Raw genomic sequence first — 20,578 nt, forward strand, 5'->3', positions numbered from 1 at the left:
GTTATTACGTTCCCTTCAGCATTTCGAACGCGTTACGAAATCTCGAACAAGATCGAGCAAGGGGCAGTATTCCGTGCGCATCACCGGCATCAGCACTCACGTGGTCGGCACCCCGTGGCGCAACCTCACGTACGTCCTGGTGCACACCGACGAGGGCCTCACCGGCGTGGGCGAGACCCGCATGCTGGGCCACACCGACGCGCTGGTCGGCTACCTGCGGGAGGCGGAGACCAACCACATCGCCGGCTCCGACCCCTTCGCCGTCGAGGACCTGGTCAAGCGGATGAAGTACGGCGACTACGGACGCGCCGGCGAGATCGTCATGTCGGGTATCGCGGTGGTCGAGATGGCCTGCTGGGACATCAAGGGCAAGGCGCTGGGCGTGCCGGTCTGGCAGCTGCTCGGCGGCAAGGTGCACGACCGGATCAAGGCGTACGCCAACGGCTGGTACACCACCGAGCGCACCCCCGAGGCGTACCACAAGGCCGCCACGAAGGTCGTCGAGCGGGGCTACCAGGCCCTGAAGATCGACCCCTTCGGCACCGGCCACTACGAGCTGGACCACGCCGGGACCAGCTACGCCGTCTCCCTCATCGAGGCCGTCCGCGACGCCATCGGTCCCGAGACCGAGCTGATGCTCGAAATGCACGGGCGCTTCAGCCCCTCCACCGCCGTACGGCTCGCCAAGGAGTTCGCCCCCTTCCGGCCGGCCTGGCTGGAGGAGCCGGTGCCGCCGGAGAACCTCAAGGCCCTGAGCAAGGTGGCCGAGCGGGTCGACCTGCCGGTCGCCACGGGTGAGCGGATCCACGACCGGATCGAGTTCCGCGAGCTGTTCGAGTCCCAGGCCGCGGACATCATCCAGCCCGACGTCGGCCACATCGGCGGCATCCTGGAGACCCGCAAACTGGCGGCCACCGCCGAGACCCACTATGTTCTGGTCGCCCCGCACAATGTCGGGGGCTCCGTTCTGACCGCCGCCTCCCTGCAGGTCGGCTTCTGCACCCCCAACTTCAAGATCCTCGAACACTTCAACGACTTCGCGGACTCCGACATCAAGAAGATCGTCAAGGGCGCCCCCCAGGTCGTCGACGGGTATTTCGAACTCTCCGAGGCACCCGGCCTCGGCGTGGAGTTCGACGTGGACGCCGCCGCCGAGTTCCCTCAGCAGCAGGCACGCTTCGACCTCTGGGCCGACGGCTGGGAGCAGCGCAAGCCGAAGGCATCCTCACGGTGACCACCAGCACCTCCAGATCCGGGTCCCCCTCCGCCGGCACCGAGCGGGCGCTCGTCCTCGACGCACCCGGCAGCCACCGCCTGGTCGAGCGCGAGCAGCACCCGCCCGGCCCCGGCGAGGCCCGGGTACGGGTGCACGCCAGCGGCATCTGCGGCAGCGACCGCGAGATCTACCAGGGCAACCGGCCCGAGGGCTATGTGCGTTACCCCGTCACGCCCGGCCATGAGTGGTCCGGCACCGTTGAGGGGGTGGGCGCGGGGGTCTCGGCCGGTCTGGTGGGCCGCAAGGTCGTCGGGGAGGGGTTCCGCAACTGCCAGGTCTGCGACCGGTGCCATGCCGGGGAGACCACCCTGTGCGTGGCCGGGTACGAGGAGACGGGCTTCACGCAGCCCGGGGCGATGGCCGACACCCTCACCCTGCCCGCCCGGCTGCTGCACCCTCTTCCGGACGAGGCCGACCTGACCGAGGCCGCACTGCTGGAGCCCGCCGCCTGTATCGCGGCCGCCACCTTGAAGGCGAACATCCAGCCGGGCGAGCGGGTCGCGGTGGTCGGCACCGGCACCCTGGGGATGCTGGCGGTGCAGTTCCTGGCCGCCGTCTCCCCCGCCGAGCTGCTGGTGGTGGGCACCAGCCAGGACCGCGAGAAGCTCAGTTACGATTTCGGCGCCACCGACTTCCGTACCGCCGACGAGCTGGACGCACGGAGCGCCGGCTACGACGTGGTGATCGAGACCGCCGGCTCGGCCTCGGCCGCCCGCGCCTCGGCCGCGCTGGCGCGCCGGGGCGGCCGGCTGGTCCTGACCGGCATCCCGGCCTCCGGGGCGCAGGGGCTGGACCCGACGGATCTGGTGGTCCGTCAGCTCACCGTGCACACCGTCTTCGGCGCCGCGCCCGGCGCCTGGGCGCACGCCGTCCGGGTCTTCGGGACCGGGCTGCTGACACCGGGGCCGCTGATCACGCATCGGCTCCCGCTCACGGAGTTCTCCGCCGCCATCGATCTGGTGGGCAGCGGCGACCCCAAGGTCGGCAAGGTACTGCTCATGCCGAACTGACCGTCACCACGCCCGGCACCCCGCACTACGCACAGACTCGGACGGCGTCCGAAATACCGAACATTGGAGCACCGCACCGTGACCGACGCACCCACACCGAGCCCGCAGGCTCCCGGCCCCCGCCGCCCCGGCGAGTACGCCCTCGCGCTGCTCGGTCACGGCGCACCCGCGAACGACCCGGCCGACACCTCGGCCCACTCCTTCCCCGACGGCGGCAGCTGGCGCACCGAGATCCCCTCCGTGGAGGGCCCCGAGGCACTCGCCACCGTCCTGGCGGAGGCCGAGCGGCTCGCCGTGCCGGTGCACCGGATCAGCCAGGGCAGCGGCATCTGGATGCTCACCGACGCCGAGATCACCGAAATGGTGCAGGCGACCGCCGAACGTGACATCGAGCTCTGCCTGTTCACCGGTCCGCGGGGCAGCTGGGACATCGGGGCCTCTACCCGTACCCAGTCCGGGGGCGGCGGACTCCGGGCCCGAGGTCACGATCAGGTAGCGGGCTGCGTAGAAGACGCCCTGCGGGCTACGGCACTTGGCGTACGCTGCCTACTCGTTGCCGACGAGGGAGTCCTGTGGCTGCTCAACCAGCTTCGCCATCAGGGGGTACTGCCCGCCGACACCACTTTCAAGGTGTCGGCGTTGGTGGGCCCGGTGAACCCGGCTGCTTACGGAGTCTGGGAACGGCTCGGTGGCGACTCGATCAACATCCCGTCCGACCTGACTCTCCAGCAGATCACCGAGATCCGCCGGGTCAGTGGCGCTCCGATGGACTTCTACATCGAGGCTCCCGACGACCTGGGCGGGTACGTCCGGCTCTACGACGCGGCCGAGCTGATCCGCCGCGGCGCCCCGATCTACCTCAAGTTCGGGCTGAGCAAGGCGCCCGCCATCTACCCGTACGGCCGTCAACTGCGCGACGTCACGCTGCAGACGGCGGTCGAGCGGGTACGACGCGGCCGGCTGGTGCTCGATCTGCTGGCCCGGCACGGCGCGGACGGCGGCATGTCGCCGCTGGGCGCCCGGCTGCCGGGACCGCTGAACCGTTTTCCGCTTGACGCGGCAGACAACGCTGTCGCGGCTTCCGCGGGCAGCAGTACCGACCCACGTTTGACCCCCGAAAGGATCTAGATCCATGCGCATAGCCAGAGCCGCTCTCCTGCGTTCCGCCGCGGCAGTGACGGTCACCCTCACCCTGGGCGCCGGCGTCTCCGCCTGCGGTCAGGACTCCGACTCCGGAAGCAGCGACTCCAAGGGCGGCACCATCGGCATCGCGATGCCGACGAAGTCGTCCGAGCGCTGGATCGCCGACGGCAACAACATGAAGAAGCAGCTGGAGAAGCTCGGTTACAAGGCCGACCTGCAGTACGCGAACAACGACACGAGCCAGCAGGTCTCGCAGATCCAGAACATGATCACCAAGGGCGACAAGGCGCTGGTGATCGCCGCCATCGACGGCACCGCCATGAACCAGGTGCTCCAGCAGGCCGCCGACGCCAAGATCCCGGTCATCTCCTACGACCGCCTGATCCTCGGCACCAAGAACGTCGACTACTACGCGACGTTCGACAACTACAAGGTCGGCCAGCTCCAGGGCGGTTACATCGTCGACAAGCTCGGTCTGAAGAACGGCAAGGGCCCGTTCAACATCGAGCTGTTCGCCGGCTCCTCGGACGACAACAACACCAAGTACTTCTTCAACGGTGCCCTGGACACCCTTGAGCCGTACATCAAGTCCGGGAAGCTGGTCATCAAGTCCGGCCAGGACAAGCTCAACCAGGTCACCACGCAGCGCTGGGACGGCGCCACCGCCCAGAAGCGCATGGACAACCTGCTGAGCGCCGACTACAGCGGCAAGAAGGACCACGTCGACGCGGTCCTGTCGCCGTACGACGGCATCTCCATCGGCATCATCTCCTCGCTGAAGAACGTCGGTTACGGCAGCAAGTCCAAGCCGCTCCCGGTCGTCACCGGCCAGGACGCCGAGCTGGCCTCGGTCAAGTCGATCATCGCGGGTGAGCAGACCGCGACGATCTACAAGGACACCCGCAAGCTCGCCAAGGTCGCGGTCTCGATGGTGAAGGCCGAGCTCACCGGCGCCAAGCCCGAGATCAACGACACCAAGTCCTACAACAACGGCAAGAAGGTCGTCCCGACCTACATGCTGCAGCCCGTCAGCGTCGACAAGTCCAACTACGAGTCGGTCCTGGTCGGCGGCGGCTACTACAAGGCCTCCGACTTCAGCTGACACCGGGCCCACAGTCAGCGGTCGGCGGCGGGTCACCTGACCGGTCCGCCGCCGGCCGCTCCCACCTCGTCAATCGTCAGAACGGATGCACCACCATGGGTGACCGTGCTCTCGACAAGCCCGTCGACAAGCCCGTCCTCGAAATGCGCTCGATCACCAAGACCTTCCCCGGGGTCAAGGCACTCTCCGACGTGACCCTGTCGGTCAAGCAGGGCGAGATCCACGCCATCTGCGGCGAGAACGGCGCCGGCAAGTCGACGCTGATGAAGGTCCTCAGCGGCGTCTACCCGCACGGCTCCTACGAGGGCGAGATCTACTTCCAGGGCGAGCTCTGCGAGTTCAAGGACATCAGGGCGAGCGAGAGCCGCGGCATCGTCATCATCCACCAGGAACTGGCCCTGGTGCCCTATCTGTCCATCGCGGAGAACATCTTCCTCGGCAACGAGCACGCCACCCGCGGGGTGATCAGCTGGAACGAGACCCTGCGGCACGCCAAGCAGCTCCTCGACCGGGTCGGCCTGCCGGAACGGCCCACCACCCGCGTCGCGGACATCGGCGTCGGCAAGCAGCAGCTCGTGGAGATCGCCAAGGCGCTCTCCAAGGAGGTCAAGCTGCTCATCCTCGACGAGCCGACCGCCGCGCTCAACGACGAGGACAGCCGCAAACTCCTCGACCTCATCCTGGAGTTCAAGGCCGCCGGGATCTCCTGCATCATCATTTCGCACAAGCTCAACGAGATCGAGCGGGTCGCGGACTCCCTCACCATCCTGCGCGACGGCAAGACCATCGAGACCCTCTCCGTCAGCGACGGCGGGATCAACGAGGACCGCATCATCCGCGGCATGGTCGGCCGCGATCTCGAAAACCGGTTCCCCGAGCGTGAGCCGTACTCCGGCCCGGACGCCGGCGAGGTCGCCTTCGCCGTCGAGGACTGGACCGTGCACCACCCCATCGACCATCACCGCAAGGTCGTCGACGGGGTCTCGGTCAACGTCCGCCGCGGCGAGATCGTCGGCATCGCCGGGCTCATGGGCGCCGGCCGCACCGAGCTGGCGATGAGCGTCTTCGGGCGCTCCTACGGCCGGGACATCTCCGGAACCGTCCTGAAGAACGGCGAGGCGATCCGTACCCGGACCGTCCCGGAGGCCATCGGCCACGGCATCGCGTACGTCACCGAGGACCGCAAGAGCTACGGCCTCAACCTGATCGACAACATCAGCCGCAACATCTCGTTGTCGGCGCTGCCGAAGATCACCCGGCGCGGCGTCATCAAGGAGCACGAGGAGACCCGGGTCGCCGAGTCCTTCCGCAAGACCATGAACATCAAGGCCCCCACCGTCTTCGAGGGGGTCGGCAAGCTCAGCGGCGGCAACCAGCAGAAGGTCGTCCTCAGCAAGTGGATCTTCACGGGGCCCGACGTGCTGATCCTCGACGAGCCGACCCGGGGTATCGACGTCGGTGCGAAGTTCGAGATCTACACGGTCATCAACCAGCTTGCCGCCGACGGCAAGGCGGTCGTCTTCATCTCCTCCGAGCTGCCCGAACTGCTCGGAATGTGCGACCGGATCTACACCATGTCCGCCGGACGGCTCACGGGGGAGATCTCCCGGCAGGACGCCACACAGGAACTACTGATGCGCCACATGACCATGGACAAGGCCGACAAGGCCAGCAACAACGAAGCAGGAGCCGGATCATGAGCAGCCCGGTGAAGACCGACACCCAGGACGCGCCGGGCGCCTCCCCCAAGGACAGCACCGGCGGTAACACCGGCTGGGCGGGGATCCTGCTCCAGGCGATGCGCAGCAACCTGCGCCAGTACGGAATGATCTTCGCCCTGGGGCTGATCATCGTGCTGTTCAGCATATGGACCGACGGCAAGACGGTCACCCCGCTCAACGTCACCAACATCATCACGCAGAACGGTTACGTCTTCATCCTGGCGATCGGCATGATGATCGTCATCATCGCCGGGCACATCGACCTGTCGGTCGGTTCGCTCGCCGCCTTCGTCGGGGCCGTCGCCGGCGTACTGATGATCAATCATCACTGGTCGTGGCCGCTCGCGTTGCTGATATCGCTGCTCATCGGCGCGATCGCCGGTGCCTGGCAGGGCTTCTGGATCGCCTACATCGGCGTACCGTCCTTCATCGTCACCCTCGCCGGCATGCTGATCTTCCGCGGCGGCACCGAGATCCTCCTCCAGGGCCAGTCCCTGGCGCCCTTCCCGGACGGCTTCACCAAGATCAGCGGTGGCTTCCTTCCGTCGATCGGCCCGGACACCAACTACCACAACCTGACGATGCTGCTCGGCGTGGCCCTCATCGTCTGGACGGTGTTCCAGGAGTGGCGCGGCCGTCGTCAGCAGGTCGCGTACGACCTCGACGTGCTGCCGTTCGGGCTGTTCGTGCTCAAGTGCGTGGCGATCAGCGCCGCGATCATCATGTTCACCCTCACCCTGGCCAGTTACGAGGGCTTCCCGATCCTGCTGCTGATCCTGGCCGGTCTGCTCATCGTCTTCGGCTTCGTGATGCGCAACACCGTGATCGGCCGCCATGTCTACGCCCTCGGCGGCAACCAGTCCGCCGCCAAGCTGTCCGGCGTCAAGGACAAGCGCGTCGTCTTCCTGATCTTCGTCAACATGGGCGTCCTCGCGGCCCTGGCCGGTCTGGTGGCCGCCGCGCGTCTGCAGTCCGCCACCCCCGGCGCCGGCATCAACTACGAGCTGGAGGCGATCTCCGCCGCCTTCATCGGCGGCGCCTCCTCCAGCGGTGGTGTGGGAACGGTACTGGGCGCCATCATCGGTGGCCTGGTGCTGGGCGTGCTCAACAACGGCATGTCCATCCTCAGCGTCGGCAGCGACTGGCAACAGGTCATCAAGGGCCTGGTGCTGCTGGCCGCCGTCGGCTTCGACATCTACAACAAGCGCAAGGTGGGTTCGTAGCCATCAGCACCATCGGCAAGGAGCACTTCGGCACCCTCGACGACGGGGCCGGAGTCGACATCTGGACCGTTCCGGTCGGCGGGGTCACGCTGAAGGTCCTGTCGTACGGCGGCATCGTCCAGACCCTGGACCTGCCCGACCGGCACGGCCGTACCGCCAACGTCTCGCTGGGGTTCGCCACCCTGGCGGAGTACGTGGACCGCAGCCCGTACTTCGGCGCGGTCATCGGGCGGTACGGCAACCGCATCGCCGGCGGGCGGTTCACCCTGGACGGGGTCGCCCACGAACTGCCGGTCAACAACGGTCCGAACTGCCTCCACGGCGGTGACCGGGGCTTCGACCGTCACCTCTGGGATGTCGAGCCCTTCACGGACGGGTCCGACGCCGGGCTGGTGCTGCGCCGCACCAGCCCGGACGGGGAGATGGGCTTCCCGGGCACGCTCCGGGTCGAGGTCGTCCACACCCTCACCACGGACGCCCGGTGGCGTATCGACTACACCGCGACCACCGACCGGGCGACCGTGGTGAACCTGACCAACCACACGTACTTCAACCTCGGCGGCGAGGGCAGCGGCAGTGTCCACGGCCACCGGGCCGAGATCGCCGCCTCCCACTACACCCCCGTCGACGCCGATCTCGTACCGACCGGCGAAACGGCCCCGGTCGAGGGCACCCCCTTCGACTTCCGGCAGGCCAAGCCCATCGGCCGGGACCTCCGCGACGCGACCGACCAGATCCTGTACGCCCAGGGCATCGACCACAACCTCGTCCTCGACAAGGGCGTCACCGGCGGCCCCGAGCACTTCGCCACGGTCACCGACCCCGCCTCGGGGCGGGTGATGCGGATCGCCACCACCGAGCCCGGCGTGCAGTTCTACACCGCGAACTTCCTGGACGGCTCCTTCGCCGGCACCTCCGGCCGCACCTACCGCCAGGGTGACGCCTTCTGCCTGGAGACCCAGCACTTCCCGGACTCACCCAACCGGCCGTCCTTCCCGTCGACCGTGCTGCGGCCCGGGGAGACGTACCGCTCGACGACGGTGCACGGCTTCTCGGCGGAGTAGCCCGGCACCGGACGGTGCGTAGGCCCAGGACCCATCGGTCCTGGGCCTTCGTACTGTCCGGCGGGCCGGCGTACCTGTCCGGCGTACCTGCGGCGTACCTGCGGCGTACCTGTCCGGCGTATCTGTCCCCCGTACCTGTCCGGCACGCGGTCCGCGCGGGCTTCCGCCGGTCGTCCTGAGGGACCGTCGTGAGGCCCTATCGTGTACGGCATGGCTTCCGCTGAGCTGATCCGTATCGTCTCCCGTTCGTCCCCCATGGCCCTCGCCCAGGTCGAGCGGGTACGCGCCGAACTGGCCGCGCTGCGACCGGAGATCACGACGGAGGTGGTGCCGGTCACCACCTCCGGCGACCGCTGGATGGGGGATCTGGCCAAGCTCGGCGGGAAGGGGGCGTTCACCAAGGAGGTGGACGCGGCGCTGCTGGCCGGTGAGGCCGATCTGGCGGTGCACTGCGTGAAGGACATCCCCGCGGACCGGCCGCTGCCGGCCGGGACGGTGTTCGCGGCGTTCCTCAGGCGGGACGACATCCGCGACGCCCTGATCCATCCGGAAGGGCTCACGCTGGACAGCCTCCCGGCCGGGACCCGGATCGGTACCTCGTCGGTGCGGCGGATCGCGCAGCTGGCGATCTCGCACCCGGAGCTGGTGTGCGTACCGATGCGCGGCAACGCCAACCGCCGCCTGGAGAAGATGGAGTCGGGAGAGGCCGACGCGCTGCTGCTGGCCGCCTCGGGCCTGGAACGGATCGGGCAGACCGAACGGATCAGCGAGATCCTGCCGGTGGAGACGATGTGCCCGCCGATCGGCGCCGGGGTGCTGGCGCTCCAGTGCCGCGAGGACGACACGGCCACCATCGAGACGGTCACCGCGCTCGGGGACGCCGACGCGTGGCGCGAGATCACCGCCGAGCGGATGCTGCTGCATGTCCTCCAGGGCCACTGCAACTCCCCCATCGCCGGCTACGCGCGGGCCGAGCGGGACGGCCGGCTGTCGTTGCGGGCCCGCGTCTTCACCCCCGACGGCAAGCGCGTCCTGGACGCCCACGAGTGGGCCGGCCCGCTCGACCCGGCGACCCTGGGCACCTCGGTGGCGGTCGCGCTGCTTCGCCAGGGTGCGCGGGAACTGATCGACGGGATCGCCCACTGACGGCGAATTCCGAGAACGTGCGGAGGGCTGAGAGAAAATCATTCTGATTTTCTCTCAGCCCTCCGCACGTTCCGGCTTGACCGAATTGCCCCACGGACCGAATGGGTCCTCTCATCGCAGGTGGGACCGGGGATGAGAGCGGCTGAAATTCCGCTGAGAATTCCCCAGAAAGGCCGACTGACCGGCCATCCGCCCATCATCTCGCGGGTGTTCCCGGGTCTCGCCGACTTCTAATATGTGAACGTCCCCGAACCCCTTCCCCCACTTGAGGGAGCTCATATGCGTTCCGTTTCGTTCACATCGTTCACATCGTTCAAAGCGGCTGCCGTCGCCGCCGTCGCCGCTTCCGCGCTCGTCGCGGGCGCCGCGTCCGCGTCGGCCGCCCCGGCCGCCGGCGGCACGCACGTCACCAAGTCCTCGAAGAAGGGCGCGGGCGTCTCCGTACTCCTCGCCGACTTCCGGGGCGGCGACCTGTCCGTGACCGTGGACGCCACCGGCACCAAGTCCACCAAGCACACCTGGACGCTGTACGTGGACGGCCGCAAGTTCGCCGCCAAGTCCTACACGGACAAGGCCAAGGCGAAGACCTGGGTCATCGACGACCTGCCCGCCGGTGACGTGAAGCTCGCCGCACCGGCCGCCAAGGGCCAGGTCACCAAGGTCTCGCTCGACGCGAAGTGATGCTCCGGACGGGCCGGTGGAACCTTCCCCCGGCACCGGCCCGTCCGGCTCCATGCCACACCGACCCGCGGGTCAGCGCTTGGTGTAGATGAAGCCGATCTTGTCGACCGCGTCGCCCGACCTGCCGTGGAAGCCGGCGATCTGCCAGCCGGAGGGCGCGGTGCGGGTCACGCAGTCCGAGGTGGTGCTGCCGCCGGCCAGCGTGTTGCCGAGGTTGGTCGTGAACTTGGCGTAGAAGATCCGGGTGTGGCCGCTGTAATCGGCCTGGCACAGGTACGCGGTCGTCACGTACTCGCCGCTGCCGAGGGTGAGGGACGAGGCCGTGCCGCCGGTCCCGCCATGGGTGAGGGTGGTGCCGCCGCTCAGCGTCAGACCCATCTGGTCGACCCGGGAGCCGCTGCGCAGGGAGACCTTGGTGGCCTGGCCGGCCGCCGGGACACTGCTGATGTCGTTGAAGTAGTCGCCGTGCGGGCCACCGAACTGGTCACTGAGCTGGAAGGACGAGTTCCGGGCCCAGGAGAACTTCACGGTGATCGGGTCGTGGTCGGAGAGCATCAGCCCGGAGGAGTCCTCCAGGAACTTCGCGTGCTCGTTGTTGTAGTAGGTGGCGTTGAGGGTGACCAGCTTGCTGCTGCGGTAGAGGACCTTGTCCACGACCTCGCAGGTGTTGGGCACCGTGGCCCCGGACTGGTCGCAGACCAGCGCGTCGCTGCCCTTGGCGGGCGCCGTGCCGCCGCGGATGAGCTTGACCCAGGCGTCGGTGAGGCCGTTGTTGGCCGCGAACTCGGCGATGGTGTCGGCGGACCGGGTGTAGCGGGTGTTGGTGTCGCCCATCACCACGACGGCGTTGCCCGCCGAGTGGGTGGAGATGAAGGACGTCAGCTGGGCGAGGTTGCTGGCCCGTGACGCCTCGTCACCGTCGTTGGTGCCCGCGTTGGTGTGCAGGTTGTAGAAGTCGACGTAGACGCCCTCGGACAGGCGCTCCCGCATGAAGGTGAAGCCCTTGGGGGTCAGGCAGTCGCCGGAGTCGATCTGGCAGGAGTCCCACCCGGCCCGCTCGAAGTCGTCGCCGTCGTAGGAGATGCCGGACAGCGTGTTGAGGCCGCTGCCGATGCCCGCGCCACCGCTGGTCGCCGTCCGGTAGGGGTGGGTGTCGGAGGCGTAGAGGTAGGCGTGGTAGTTGAAGTCCTCCTGGACCTGGACGATGTCGTACGGGCTGAGCCGCTGGCCGATCGCGGTGGTGCTGGTGTCGCGGGGGGTGTCGGCACTCGACAGGGCCTCGGGCAGACCGGCGACGTTGTACGTCAGGACGCTGAAGGCGCCGCTGTCGGCCGCGGCGGCGGGGGCGGCGGTGGCCGCCAGCCCGGCCAGCGCGAACGCGCCTGCGGTGAGGCAGGTGAGCAGTCTTCGCTGCACACGGTTCATGGGGGGACCTCTCTGTCGGGGGCTCCGCAAACATGTTCAGGGCATGCCAACGCATAGCAAACGCTTGCCGGACGGCCGCCGTCAACGGCGAGAACACCGGTCTTTTACCGCTGGTAACCTTTGTCGGCCCCGGCCGCCGCGTGCCACGTGTCGTTTGCCGCGTGTCGTTTGCCGCGTGTCGCCTGCGGCCCGCCGCTTGTCCCGGGTCACGCCCGCGAGCCGGGCACCGTACTCCGCGTCGTCCTGGCGGGACATGTGCGGCGCGCGACGCGGCAGGCGGCCGCGCCGGGCTCGGACACCGTCGAACGGAACTGTCCTTCAAGGAGGGCCGAGGCACCACCCAGGTGATCGTCGACCCGAAGACCGGCGTGCTCCTGGAAGTCGTCCAGCAGCGGGACGGCGGCAAGGCCGGCCGACAGACCTGCCTGTCCGTCGGTCCGACCGACAAGAGCGGCTGACCGCACCGGCCCTGGTGTGACGCCTGTGTGCCGGAGTCCGTGACCGCGGGCCGCGGCCCACATACCGGGCGCATGACCCCGGGAGCCCGATTTCCACGATATGCACAGGCCAGTGACGATCTACTCACAGATCGGCTGCCTAGGCTCCGTGAACATGACAGACAGCCCGAAACACAAAGCCGGAAGCCAGATCAGCCGCCGCCGGGTGGTCGTCGCAGGGTCCGCCGCGGCCGCCGTCGCCGGTCTCGGCGTCGCCGGTGCCGCGTTCGCCGACACCACGACCTCGGACGCCACGACGGCCGACGCGAGTGCCGACGCGAGCAGTTCCGCGTGTTACACCCTGACCGAAGAGGTGACCGAGGGGCCTTACTCCCTCGAAGGCGCGCTCGTCCGCAAGGACATCAGCGAGGGCAAGCCCGGCATCCCGATCGAGTACACCTTCTCCGTCGTCGACACCGCCAACGACTGCGCCCCCCTGGCGGACGCGCTCGTCGAACTCTGGCACTGCGACCACCTCGGCGAGTACTCGGGCTTCGTCGGCGGCAACGGCCACACCGAGACCGACGACGGCACCTTCCTGCGCGGCGGTCAGGTCACCAACAGCCGGGGCCGGGTCACCATCAAGTCGATCTGGCCGGGCCACTACGTCTCCCGTGCCGTCCACGTCCACCTGCGGGTGCACGTCGGCGTGACCCTGGCCGACGGCACCTACTCCGGTGGCACCATCTGCCACACCGGCCAGCTGTTCTTCGACCCGGACCTCAACGCCACGATCCAGAGCCTGGCCCCGTACTCGGCGAACACCACCACGGAGACACTGCTCGCCGACGACTCGGTCTACGACGACGCCGGCGCGTCCTCCGGACTGCTCACGATCAAGGCCTGCGGCAAGAAGCCCGCCAAGGGCTACAAGGCATCCCTGACCATGGGCGTCGACTCCACCGCCTCCCACGCCGGCGGAGGCGGTGGCGCACCCACCGGCGAGCCCCCGTCCGGGGCGCCGAGCGACCTTCCCAGCGCATCCGCGAGCGCGTCGGAGAGCGCGTCGGAGAGTGCCTCCGCAACGAGCTGACCTCGGTCGAACGCTGTCGAATAAGTGGACAATAAAGGACAGCGAGGCGGAACTTTAGCCGGTCCGTGCTTCCCCTGTCCCCCAAATGCAACATGCGCCCCACCTGTGGGTGACAATGGTGCACCCTCTTGTCTGGAGGGCGGGGGAAGCAACGGGTCGTGCGCCCTCATACAGCACGGCCCACGTGACCGAGGAGGTCCCGCCGTGACTGTCGCAGTCGGCAACACCGGTAGCAGTGCGCTGGAGCTCTTCCGTTCGAGCACCGCGCACAGCCCTTCGTTCTTCGCCCTGGACCGGGCCGGCGGCGGCAACAGCGACATCGTCGACTTCTGCATCCCCTGCAACCCGTACTTCCCCACCCCGGCGATATTCGACCGTCTCGCCACGCGGCTGCGCGACATCCTCACGTACTACCCGAGCAGCGCCGACACGATAATCTCCGAGCTCAGCACCACGCTCGGGCTCAACCCGCAGACGGTCGCGATGGGCAACGGCTCCACGGAGCTGATCACCTGGATCGACCACCTCCTCGTCCGCGAGAGCCTCGCCATCCCGATCCCGACCTTCGGGCGCTGGACCGACCAGCCCATGGAGACGGGAAAGCGCGTTGACATGTTCCTGTTGCCGGAGGCCAACGGCTTCGGCCTGGACCCGGCCGCGTTCATCTCCTTCATACGCGCCCGCGGTTCACGCACCGCGGTGATCTGCAACCCCAACAACCCCGACGGCGGCTACCTCCCCCGGCACGCCGTCATCGCGATGCTCGACGCGCTCTCCGACCTCGATCTGGTCGTCGTCGACGAGTCGTTCATGGACTTCGTCGACGCGGAGGCGTTCCCGAGCGTCGCCGACGAGGCCGCGCTGCGGCCGAACGTCGTCGTACTGCGCAGCCTCGGCAAGAACTTCGGCCTCCACGGCATCCGCTTCGGCTACATGGTCGCCAACCCCGCCATCGCCGGGAAGATCCGCAAGGCGCTGCCCAAGTGGAACCTCAACTCCTTCGCCGAGACCGTCGTCTTCATGATCAAGGAGTACCGGCAGGAGTACGCGCAGAGCCTGCGCATGCTCAGCCGCGACCGCCAGGAGATGATCTGGCAGCTCGCCGCCCTGCCCGGGATGACCGTCTACCCCTCCCAGGGCAACTTCGTCTTCGTCAAGCTCCCGGACGGCGTCGAGGGCGGCATCCTGCGTGACCGGCTACTGGCCGAACACGGCGTCCTCACCCGCGAGTGCGGCAACAAACTGGGCAGCAGCAGCCGCTTCATGCGCCTGGTCGTCCGTTCCCAGCCCGACGTACAGCGGCTGCTCACCGGGCTGAGCACCGTGCTGTACGGCAGCACCTGGTACGCGGCCCCGCCCGCCCAGGCGCAGGCCCAGGCCCAGGCCCAGGCCCAGGTCCAGGAGGCCGCCGCGGCCGCCATGCCCCCGGCCCCCGAGCCCGCGGCCCTCTACTCGGCGCAGTCCACGCCCGAGCCGGCCTCCCTCTACACGCCGCAGGCACCGCCCGAGCCGGCCGCCACCCCGATGTACTCGGCGCAGGTGGTGGGCCAGCCCCAGCAACAGGCCCAGTTCCAGCCGCAGTTCCAGCCCCAGATGCAGGCGCAGCCGCAGTACCAGCCCCAGATGCAGGCACAGCAGCAGCCGCAGTTCCAGCAGCAGCCCCAACAGCAGTACGTCGAGGCCTCCTACGCCCAGGCTCCGTACGCCGTCCAGCCCCAGCAGCAGGCACAGCAGCAGGCACAGCAGCAGCAACAGGCACAACAGCCGCCGCAGCCCCAGCAGCAGCCTCAACAGCAGGCACAGCCGGATCTCCAGCCCGCGGCGGCCTACGCCCAGCCCATGCCGCAGTTGCAGCAGCCCCAGCAGCAGCAACCTCAGCAGCAGCCGCAGGCCCCGTCCCGCGCCTCGCAGGGGCCGCAGCCGACAGCGGCGTACGCCCAGGTCTCGGCCCCGCAGCAGCAGGGGCAGCAGCAGGGGCAGGGGCAGAACCAGCCGGCCAGCCAGTCCGTCCAGGAGACGGCCGTCTTCTACCCCGACCAGATCGCCGACGTGCCGCCCGCGTTCCTCCCCGCCCAGCGCAGCACCGGCGGCCCCAAGCCCGCCCTCTACTGGCAGGACGCCTGACCGGCACCCCGGCGAAGTGGCCGACCACTCAGGCCACTTCGCCGGCCAGGCCCGCCGTTCCGGCGCCTCCTGGCCCCACATCGGCAGGAGCATGGGCGTCACCGGGCAGACGGCCCAGAGGCGTCAGGGTTCGTAAGGTAACTTACTAACCGGCCTTGCTTCGCGCCGCAGCAGACTTCGTAAGGAAACTTACTAACGAACGTCGGGCGGTCCGGCTCAGCCGCAGATCGCCCGCCGGCGCGCCCGCAAAGTCCTGGAACTACCCCGCGCGAGGCCCTGCCGCATGGCCACAACTACGTCGGCACCGGGCACATCCTGCTCGCCCCGCTCGCCCTGCTCGGACGGTGCCGGGCGTGACCGTTCACGTTCGGCGCGCCCTTGTCGCGGCGGCCGGGCGGTGTGCCTGCGGCCTGTCAGGGTTCGAGGTCGACCGCTCCCTTGCCGCTCGGGATGTCGAGCGGCACCGAGACCTGGTCGTGCGTGATCAGCCAAGTGCCGTCGATCTTCTGGAGGCCGTACGTGACCCTGACCCACATACCGCTCGTCGCCGTCCCGTTCTTCAGCGTGCCGCCGAAGGCGTGCCCGAAGGCCACATCCTCGCCCACGGTGAGCGTCAGGTCGCGAACCTCGTAGGTCACGCTCTCGAAGAACGCGAACACGGGCGCCCAGTTCTTGAGTTTCGCTTCCAGCCCCACGTGCTGGAGCGGCGGCTCGACGTCGAAGGACACGATGTCCGCTGCGTACAGCTGCTTGAGACTCTCGGGATCCTTGGCTTGGAGCCCATCGGCAATCCTGTCGACCAGCTGGCGAATCTTGGCTTCGTCTACCTCGCGTTGCGTGGGCATCGCTACCCCAGCCTTTCCTTTCGCGGTGGAACCGTGGCTTCTCACGCGCCGGACACTGTGGATTTCCGCTTCACCTGTCAGTGCAGAATTCCGGCCCGCACCCTCTCTTTCGACGTTGCGATGTCCCAGTAGCGAGCAGTGCCCCACGCAATGGCGAAGAATTTTGTGAGCGACGCTCGTGTGTTGTTGTTCCTCCGCTCCCTGCCATACACGCCGACGGATCCCAGACTTCTGGTGACCATGATGGAACCTCCTCATTCGCTCATGCAGTTGCTGCCCCTTGGCGGGCGGCGCCGGTCAGGTGAGCGCCGGAGGGTCGACCTCGCCGGCCCCGGAGCGCCCGGACGACTCCCGGCAAGTGCGGCGCGGCCGCGCGCACATGGAGCGAGACGACGGGGCGGCGTGCACGCCACCCGGCACACCGCCGACACCGCGGCGGTGCCTCGGGATGCCGAAGATCTCGGCGACGGCCATGGAACGCGCTCGCTCGCCGCACACCTGGACCAGCGCCTCGGCGAGCGACCAGACCAGCCGGCCCCCGACGTTCCCGTCGAGTTCCTCTTCGTGGACACGTACCTGGAAGTGCGGCATCGGATTTCAGAATCCGATGGTTATCGCGGAACAGCAGGACGGTGCCGCACCCGGGCTGGAATTCCGCGTTGAGGATGCTACAGCCGCGAGGAACTCGACGCCGTGGCCGCAGAACTCAACAGCCGCCCACGCAAAACGCTCGGCTGGGAATCTCCAGCCGAGCGCCTCGCTAAGCTCCTGGCCACAGCCAGTTGATCACTTGTGTTGCAACGACCCCTGGAATTCGCCCCCTCGGGGGAGGGGTGTCCCCCACAAAGGCTGACCCGACAAGCCGGGCGTCTCAGCCGAGACTGTCAGAGAGGGACCGTTCCCGGGACACGCCCACAGGGGCGCCCGATCTTCATCCAGGGCACGTTGCTATTGAACTTGAACTCGTGATGTCGGCCTGACCTCGGGTGTCGGCCGACATCAATCAACTTGCAGTAGCTGACTCGGCTTACCAGGCGGGGCGCTTGTCCTGACGGTCCGTCGAGAAGCCGGTGGGCACGGTCGCTTCGGTCCGCAACAGCAGGCCCGGGTCGGGCGGAAATTCATCGGTTGTCGGCGCTGGGCCGTGCAGGCGCCTATGGCCCGGGACCGGCAATTCGACCAGCACACCGTCGCGCATCATCCACAGCCCGAAGCAGTCATCTTCCTCGTCATGGATCAGCACCTGCACGCTCGCCGGATACGGCCACGCCAGGGATTCCAAGTGCCGCAGCAGACCTGACCGCGGACGCACGCGGTTGAACTCGATCATCCACCCGTCAACAAACATGTCCAGCCGCTCGAAGTGGCCCCGCCAGCTGCGCGAGTCATCCGGCCGTGTCAGTGGCTCCATCACATCGTCCGCGTACGGCGCCAGCACGATGACCTGCGCAATTCTGCTCATGCCGAAGTATCAGCGCACTCCATGGGCCGGTGGCAATCGAATTCCGAGGCGACGGGCGAGGGAGAAGACCCGCCTGGGCAGCGGCAGCACCCAGTAAGCCGACGGGACCACATCCGCGAAGCCGATCACTTGCTGAGGGTCAGGCCCGTGCCGGCCAGGCAGCCGTCGATGACCTCCGGCCGGTACTGAAGCATCTTGAGCTTGCGTTTCACGGCGCGGGTGATCTGACTGAGGTCCGCAGCGGCAAGGTTGCCGATGTCGCGTTTGACCAGCGACCAGATGCCCTCCTGCGGGTTCAGGTCCGGGGCATACGTCGGCAGCTGGAAGACGGTGAGCCAGTCGGCATTGGCCTCGAAGAACTCCCGCAACGGCGCGACCAGATGCATGCGCAGGTTGTCCCACACGAGGACGATCGGGCCGCCCAACTGCGTGCGGGCGCGGAGAATCAGGTCGCGGTAGTCCTTCCAGCCGAAGCCCTTCGGTTCGTCCTTGCGGCCCCGGTACTCACGGATCGCGTAGATCAGCCGGGACCGCTCACCGGGCTTGTAGCAGGTCATGCCCGCCATCGACACCCGGCCCGAGCCACGTCCACGCACGCGGACAACTGGGGTACTGCCTTGGCGGCCCCAGGTCCTGGCACGCGGCGGCGTCATCGACTGGCCGGCTTCGTCCTCGAAGACCACCCAGGCGCTGTTCGCCGCCGCGGTGCTCTTACCCGCGGCCAGACCTCCCGCTTCCACAGCTCCACCGCGTCGCCATCGCGCTCGATCGCGCGCCGAGCAGGCTGCTGCCAGGACCAGCCGTGCCTCCTCAGCAGCCGCCACGTGCCCTCCACGGTGTACGAGACGTGGAACAGCCGGCCGATCATCGTCTTCACCCGGGCCAGCGTCCACCGCTGATCGGTCCACCCATGGGCCAGCGGGCCACGCTCCAACTCCCGCTCCAGCCTGGCCATCTGCGTCTCCGACAGGCGAGGCCGCCCCGGCGATCCCTTCGACGCCACACCGGCCAGGCCCTCCTCGCGCCACTGGCGCCGCCAGCGTTCCACCGACCGCTCCGAGACCCGCAACGCGGCAGCAATCTCCCGATTCTTCTCCCTGCCCTCGAAGCACGCCACGGCCTGGACCCGGACCCGCTCCCGCGCGGCCCTCTCGGCGTCGGTCAAGCCACCACCCTGCGGATATCTCACCTCACCAGGGCTACCGAGCCCACCTGCACGCTGTCCGGCGAACAGCCCGACATCACCCGATCAAGTTCAGTACCCCTCCGAGGGGCAATGAGGTCCACGGCGGGTCGAGCGGAGCAGCACGCCTCCCGCACCGGGCAAAGGCCCGAGGCTCTCGGGGAGGCGTGCGTACTCCTCGGGGTGGGGTTCAGCCCACCGCGTTCGCCCGCTCGGCCGCGCTCAGCGACGAGAGGGGTTCGGCGACAGACTTGGCGTGGACCGGGTTCGCGTGAGTGGCCGGGACCGGGTTCGCGTGAGTGGCCGGAACCGAGTTCGCGTGAGTGGCCGGGACCGGGTTCGCGTGAGTGGCCGGGACCGGGTTCGCGTGAGTGGCCGGGGTCGCGGCGTTGGCGACGCCGGCCATCCCCGCGGCGGCCAGAACGGTTCCGGCGGCCAGGCTGAACATAGCGCGGCGGTTTTGCGTGATCTTGCGGTGCTTCGACAACAGTGTGCCTCTTTCTCGGATCGCCGGGCTCCCACCTGTGCGTGGGAGCCCTTTCTGGAGATGGGTACGGAGGCGGGCGGCAGTCAGGTTGCACGGTGCGGCGGGAAAATTCTCCTGCCCGCACCGTGCAACCCCAGAGGGCCACTCCACGTATGTATGACAGGTGGAGTGGTGCGCAAGGGAGAGGCCGGCAAAGAGTGAGGGACACGGCCCGGGAACGGGAGTTCCGGGAATTTGCCGAGGCGCGGCAGGCGCAGCTCCGACGCAGCGCCTACCTGCTCTGCGGTGACTGGCACCAGGCACAGGACCTGACCCAGACGACTTTGATGAAGTTGTACGCGGCCTGGGGACGGGTCAGCCGGGACGGCAATGCGGATGCCTACGCTCGCACCATCCTCACCCGCACCTTCATCGACCAGTGGCGCAAGAGAGGCTGGCGTGAGGAGCCGGTGAGCGAGCCACCCGATCTTCCCTCGGGCGTGTCTGGCGCACCGGAGTTGCGATTGATGATGCAAGAAGCCCTGATGGAGCTGGCGCCCCGCTACCGAGCCGTGTTGGTCCTGCGATTCTGGGAGGACTGGTCCGTTGAGCAGACCGCGCACGCACTGCGGGTGAGTCCGGGAACGGTAAAGAGCCAAAGCGCCCGCGGGCTCGCCCGGCTACGCGAGGTCGTCGAAGGCCTTGACATTGAAGGGACCAGGAGGTGAAACCGGCCATGAATGAGCACAAGAACGACGCTCTGCACGCCGCCTTCCAGGCAGTCCTCAGCGCCGAGCCGGAGCCTGCGCTACCCAGCGTTATCGACGCGGCCGTCGTCGGCGGCTACCGGATCCGCCGCCGACGAGCTGCGCTCGCCACAGCCGGCGCACTAATCATCGTGGCCTCCATGGTCGGCGTGGCCGTCAACCTGTCCTGGCTGGGCGGCGAACGGGCTCCGGTGCCCCTGGCCCCCGCCAGCACCGCCCGCCCGACGCCGCACACACCCGAACCCGCTCGCACGGCAGCAGAGCCCCTTCCCTCCGGAGACTGACAGTCGCCGGGGCCGCCCCGGCATCAGGTTGTGGAGTCCAGGTGGATCCACACGGCCTCCGAGTTCCACTTCCGTACGCGACTGGGACCTGTACCGCTACAGCGACTGGTTCCTGCTGTCCTGCGT

The 20,578-nt window shown here is 68.3% G+C and carries 19 protein-coding genes and 1 pseudogene; 14 read left to right on the plus strand and 6 right to left on the minus strand.

The genetic code is table 11. The features are described 5' to 3' along the window. Nucleotides 1–73 precede the first annotated feature (73 nt). The 9 genes from RWE79_RS12560 to RWE79_RS12600 all read left to right on the plus strand — a co-directional run bounded on the left by RWE79_RS12560 (nucleotide 74) and on the right by RWE79_RS12600 (nucleotide 10,366). Entirely contained in the window at nucleotides 74–1,234 is a 1,161-nt protein-coding gene (locus RWE79_RS12560; protein WP_475940147.1) for a mandelate racemase/muconate lactonizing enzyme family protein, read from the plus strand. After that, complete coding sequence (locus RWE79_RS12565) at nucleotides 1,231–2,286, plus strand: zinc-dependent alcohol dehydrogenase (protein WP_475940148.1); 1,056 nt, start codon at nucleotides 1,231–1,233, stop codon at nucleotides 2,284–2,286. Before RWE79_RS12560 ends, RWE79_RS12565 begins: the two co-directional genes overlap by 4 nt. Nucleotides 2,287–2,364: 78 nt before the next feature. Next, nucleotides 2,365–3,414, plus strand: a complete 1,050-nt coding sequence (locus RWE79_RS12570; protein ID WP_475940149.1) for a hypothetical protein — start codon at nucleotides 2,365–2,367, stop codon at nucleotides 3,412–3,414. Nucleotides 3,415–3,418: 4 nt separating this feature from the next. Next, entirely contained in the window at nucleotides 3,419–4,531 is a 1,113-nt protein-coding gene (chvE, locus tag RWE79_RS12575) for a multiple monosaccharide ABC transporter substrate-binding protein (RefSeq protein ID WP_475940150.1), read from the plus strand. A 95-nt stretch (nucleotides 4,532–4,626) separates the two neighbouring features. After that, the gene (mmsA, locus tag RWE79_RS12580) at nucleotides 4,627–6,231 is read left to right on the plus strand and encodes a multiple monosaccharide ABC transporter ATP-binding protein (RefSeq protein ID WP_475940151.1); all 1,605 of its coding nucleotides are present in this window, start codon (nucleotides 4,627–4,629) and stop codon (nucleotides 6,229–6,231) included. Further along, nucleotides 6,228–7,475: a multiple monosaccharide ABC transporter permease gene (gene mmsB / locus RWE79_RS12585; RefSeq protein ID WP_475940152.1), complete on the plus strand. Its 1,248-nt coding sequence runs from the start codon at nucleotides 6,228–6,230 to the stop codon at nucleotides 7,473–7,475. The genes mmsA and mmsB overlap by 4 nt, the downstream gene beginning before the upstream one ends. Further along, nucleotides 7,394–8,539, plus strand: a complete 1,146-nt coding sequence (locus RWE79_RS12590; protein WP_475945772.1) for an aldose epimerase family protein — start codon at nucleotides 7,394–7,396, stop codon at nucleotides 8,537–8,539. The genes mmsB and RWE79_RS12590 overlap by 82 nt, the downstream gene beginning before the upstream one ends. Before the next feature lie 210 nt (nucleotides 8,540–8,749). After that, entirely contained in the window at nucleotides 8,750–9,685 is a 936-nt protein-coding gene (gene hemC / locus RWE79_RS12595; RefSeq protein WP_475940153.1) for a hydroxymethylbilane synthase, read from the plus strand. Between the two features lie 279 nt (nucleotides 9,686–9,964). Continuing rightward, nucleotides 9,965–10,366 (plus strand): hypothetical protein, encoded by a 402-nt coding sequence (locus RWE79_RS12600; protein ID WP_475940154.1) that lies wholly within the window; start codon nucleotides 9,965–9,967, stop codon nucleotides 10,364–10,366. 72 nt (nucleotides 10,367–10,438) lie between these two features. Here the strand turns inward: RWE79_RS12600 and RWE79_RS12605 are convergent, their stop codons facing one another. Further along, on the minus strand, nucleotides 10,439–11,791 hold the full coding sequence (locus tag RWE79_RS12605; protein ID WP_475940155.1) for a jacalin-like lectin: 1,353 nt from the start codon (nucleotides 11,789–11,791) through the stop codon (nucleotides 10,439–10,441). Nucleotides 11,792–12,403: 612 nt separating this feature from the next. On the opposite strand from RWE79_RS12605, the gene RWE79_RS12610 reads away from it, so the two are divergent. The 3 genes and pseudogenes from RWE79_RS12610 to RWE79_RS12620 all read left to right on the plus strand — a co-directional run. After that, nucleotides 12,404–13,321, plus strand: coding sequence for an intradiol ring-cleavage dioxygenase (locus RWE79_RS12610; protein ID WP_475940156.1), 918 nt, complete (start codon nucleotides 12,404–12,406; stop codon nucleotides 13,319–13,321). 204 nt (nucleotides 13,322–13,525) lie between these two features. Continuing rightward, a complete protein-coding gene (locus RWE79_RS12615; protein WP_475940157.1) occupies nucleotides 13,526–15,445 on the plus strand; it encodes a pyridoxal phosphate-dependent aminotransferase in 1,920 nt (639 codons plus the stop codon). 4 nt (nucleotides 15,446–15,449) lie between these two features. Continuing rightward, nucleotides 15,450–15,569 (plus strand): annotated as a pseudogene (locus RWE79_RS12620) (Clp protease N-terminal domain-containing protein); the annotation flags it as partial. 289 nt (nucleotides 15,570–15,858) lie between these two features. Here the strand turns inward: RWE79_RS12620 and RWE79_RS12625 are convergent. From RWE79_RS12625 to RWE79_RS12645, 5 genes are all read right to left on the minus strand, one after another. Beyond that, nucleotides 15,859–16,290, minus strand: a complete 432-nt coding sequence (locus RWE79_RS12625) for a YybH family protein (RefSeq protein ID WP_475940158.1) — start codon at nucleotides 16,288–16,290, stop codon at nucleotides 15,859–15,861. 297 nt (nucleotides 16,291–16,587) lie between these two features. Beyond that, complete coding sequence (locus tag RWE79_RS12630) at nucleotides 16,588–16,881, minus strand: hypothetical protein (protein WP_475940159.1); 294 nt, start codon at nucleotides 16,879–16,881, stop codon at nucleotides 16,588–16,590. A gap of 436 nt (nucleotides 16,882–17,317) precedes the next feature. Continuing rightward, entirely contained in the window at nucleotides 17,318–17,752 is a 435-nt protein-coding gene (locus RWE79_RS12635) for a hypothetical protein (RefSeq protein WP_475938094.1), read from the minus strand. A 125-nt stretch (nucleotides 17,753–17,877) separates the two neighbouring features. Then, nucleotides 17,878–18,941, minus strand: a protein-coding gene (locus RWE79_RS12640; RefSeq protein ID WP_475938095.1) for an IS630 family transposase whose coding sequence is annotated in 2 segments (ribosomal slippage) — nucleotides 17,878–18,474 and nucleotides 18,477–18,941 — 1,062 coding nt in all. Because the reading frame shifts where the segments join, the coding sequence is not laid out codon by codon here. Between the two features lie 184 nt (nucleotides 18,942–19,125). Further along, the gene (locus RWE79_RS12645) at nucleotides 19,126–19,422 is read right to left on the minus strand and encodes a hypothetical protein (RefSeq protein ID WP_475940160.1); all 297 of its coding nucleotides are present in this window, start codon (nucleotides 19,420–19,422) and stop codon (nucleotides 19,126–19,128) included. A 197-nt stretch (nucleotides 19,423–19,619) separates the two neighbouring features. On the opposite strand from RWE79_RS12645, the gene RWE79_RS12650 reads away from it, so the two are divergent. Both RWE79_RS12650 and RWE79_RS12655 read left to right on the plus strand, forming a co-directional pair. After that, nucleotides 19,620–20,129, plus strand: coding sequence for a SigE family RNA polymerase sigma factor (locus RWE79_RS12650; RefSeq protein ID WP_475940161.1), 510 nt, complete (start codon nucleotides 19,620–19,622; stop codon nucleotides 20,127–20,129). A gap of 8 nt (nucleotides 20,130–20,137) precedes the next feature. Next, the gene (locus RWE79_RS12655) at nucleotides 20,138–20,452 is read left to right on the plus strand and encodes a hypothetical protein (RefSeq protein ID WP_475940162.1); all 315 of its coding nucleotides are present in this window, start codon (nucleotides 20,138–20,140) and stop codon (nucleotides 20,450–20,452) included. The last annotated feature ends 126 nt before the right edge of the window (nucleotides 20,453–20,578 follow it).

The organism is Streptomyces sp. RLA131, from assembly GCF_056270125.1.

Bases quoted from the DNA above. Each gene is read 5' to 3' on its own strand.
- chvE (WP_475940150.1), top strand. From the start codon at position 3,419: ATGCGCATAGCCAGAGCCGCTCTCCTGCGTTCCGCCGCGGCAGTGACG.
- mmsA (WP_475940151.1), top strand. From the start codon at position 4,627: ATGGGTGACCGTGCTCTCGACAAGCCCGTCGACAAGCCCGTCCTCGAA.
- mmsB (WP_475940152.1), top strand. From the start codon at position 6,228: ATGAGCAGCCCGGTGAAGACCGACACCCAGGACGCGCCGGGCGCCTCC.
- hemC (WP_475940153.1), top strand. From the start codon at position 8,750: ATGGCTTCCGCTGAGCTGATCCGTATCGTCTCCCGTTCGTCCCCCATG.
- RWE79_RS12600 (WP_475940154.1), top strand. From the start codon at position 9,965: ATGCGTTCCGTTTCGTTCACATCGTTCACATCGTTCAAAGCGGCTGCC.
- RWE79_RS12605 (WP_475940155.1), bottom strand. From the start codon at position 11,791: ATGAACCGTGTGCAGCGAAGACTGCTCACCTGCCTCACCGCAGGCGCG.
- RWE79_RS12610 (WP_475940156.1), top strand. From the start codon at position 12,404: ATGACAGACAGCCCGAAACACAAAGCCGGAAGCCAGATCAGCCGCCGC.
- RWE79_RS12625 (WP_475940158.1), bottom strand. From the start codon at position 16,290: ATGCCCACGCAACGCGAGGTAGACGAAGCCAAGATTCGCCAGCTGGTC.
- RWE79_RS12630 (WP_475940159.1), bottom strand. From the start codon at position 16,881: ATGCCGCACTTCCAGGTACGTGTCCACGAAGAGGAACTCGACGGGAAC.
- RWE79_RS12635 (WP_475938094.1), bottom strand. From the start codon at position 17,752: ATGAGCAGAATTGCGCAGGTCATCGTGCTGGCGCCGTACGCGGACGAT.
- RWE79_RS12655 (WP_475940162.1), top strand. From the start codon at position 20,138: ATGAATGAGCACAAGAACGACGCTCTGCACGCCGCCTTCCAGGCAGTC.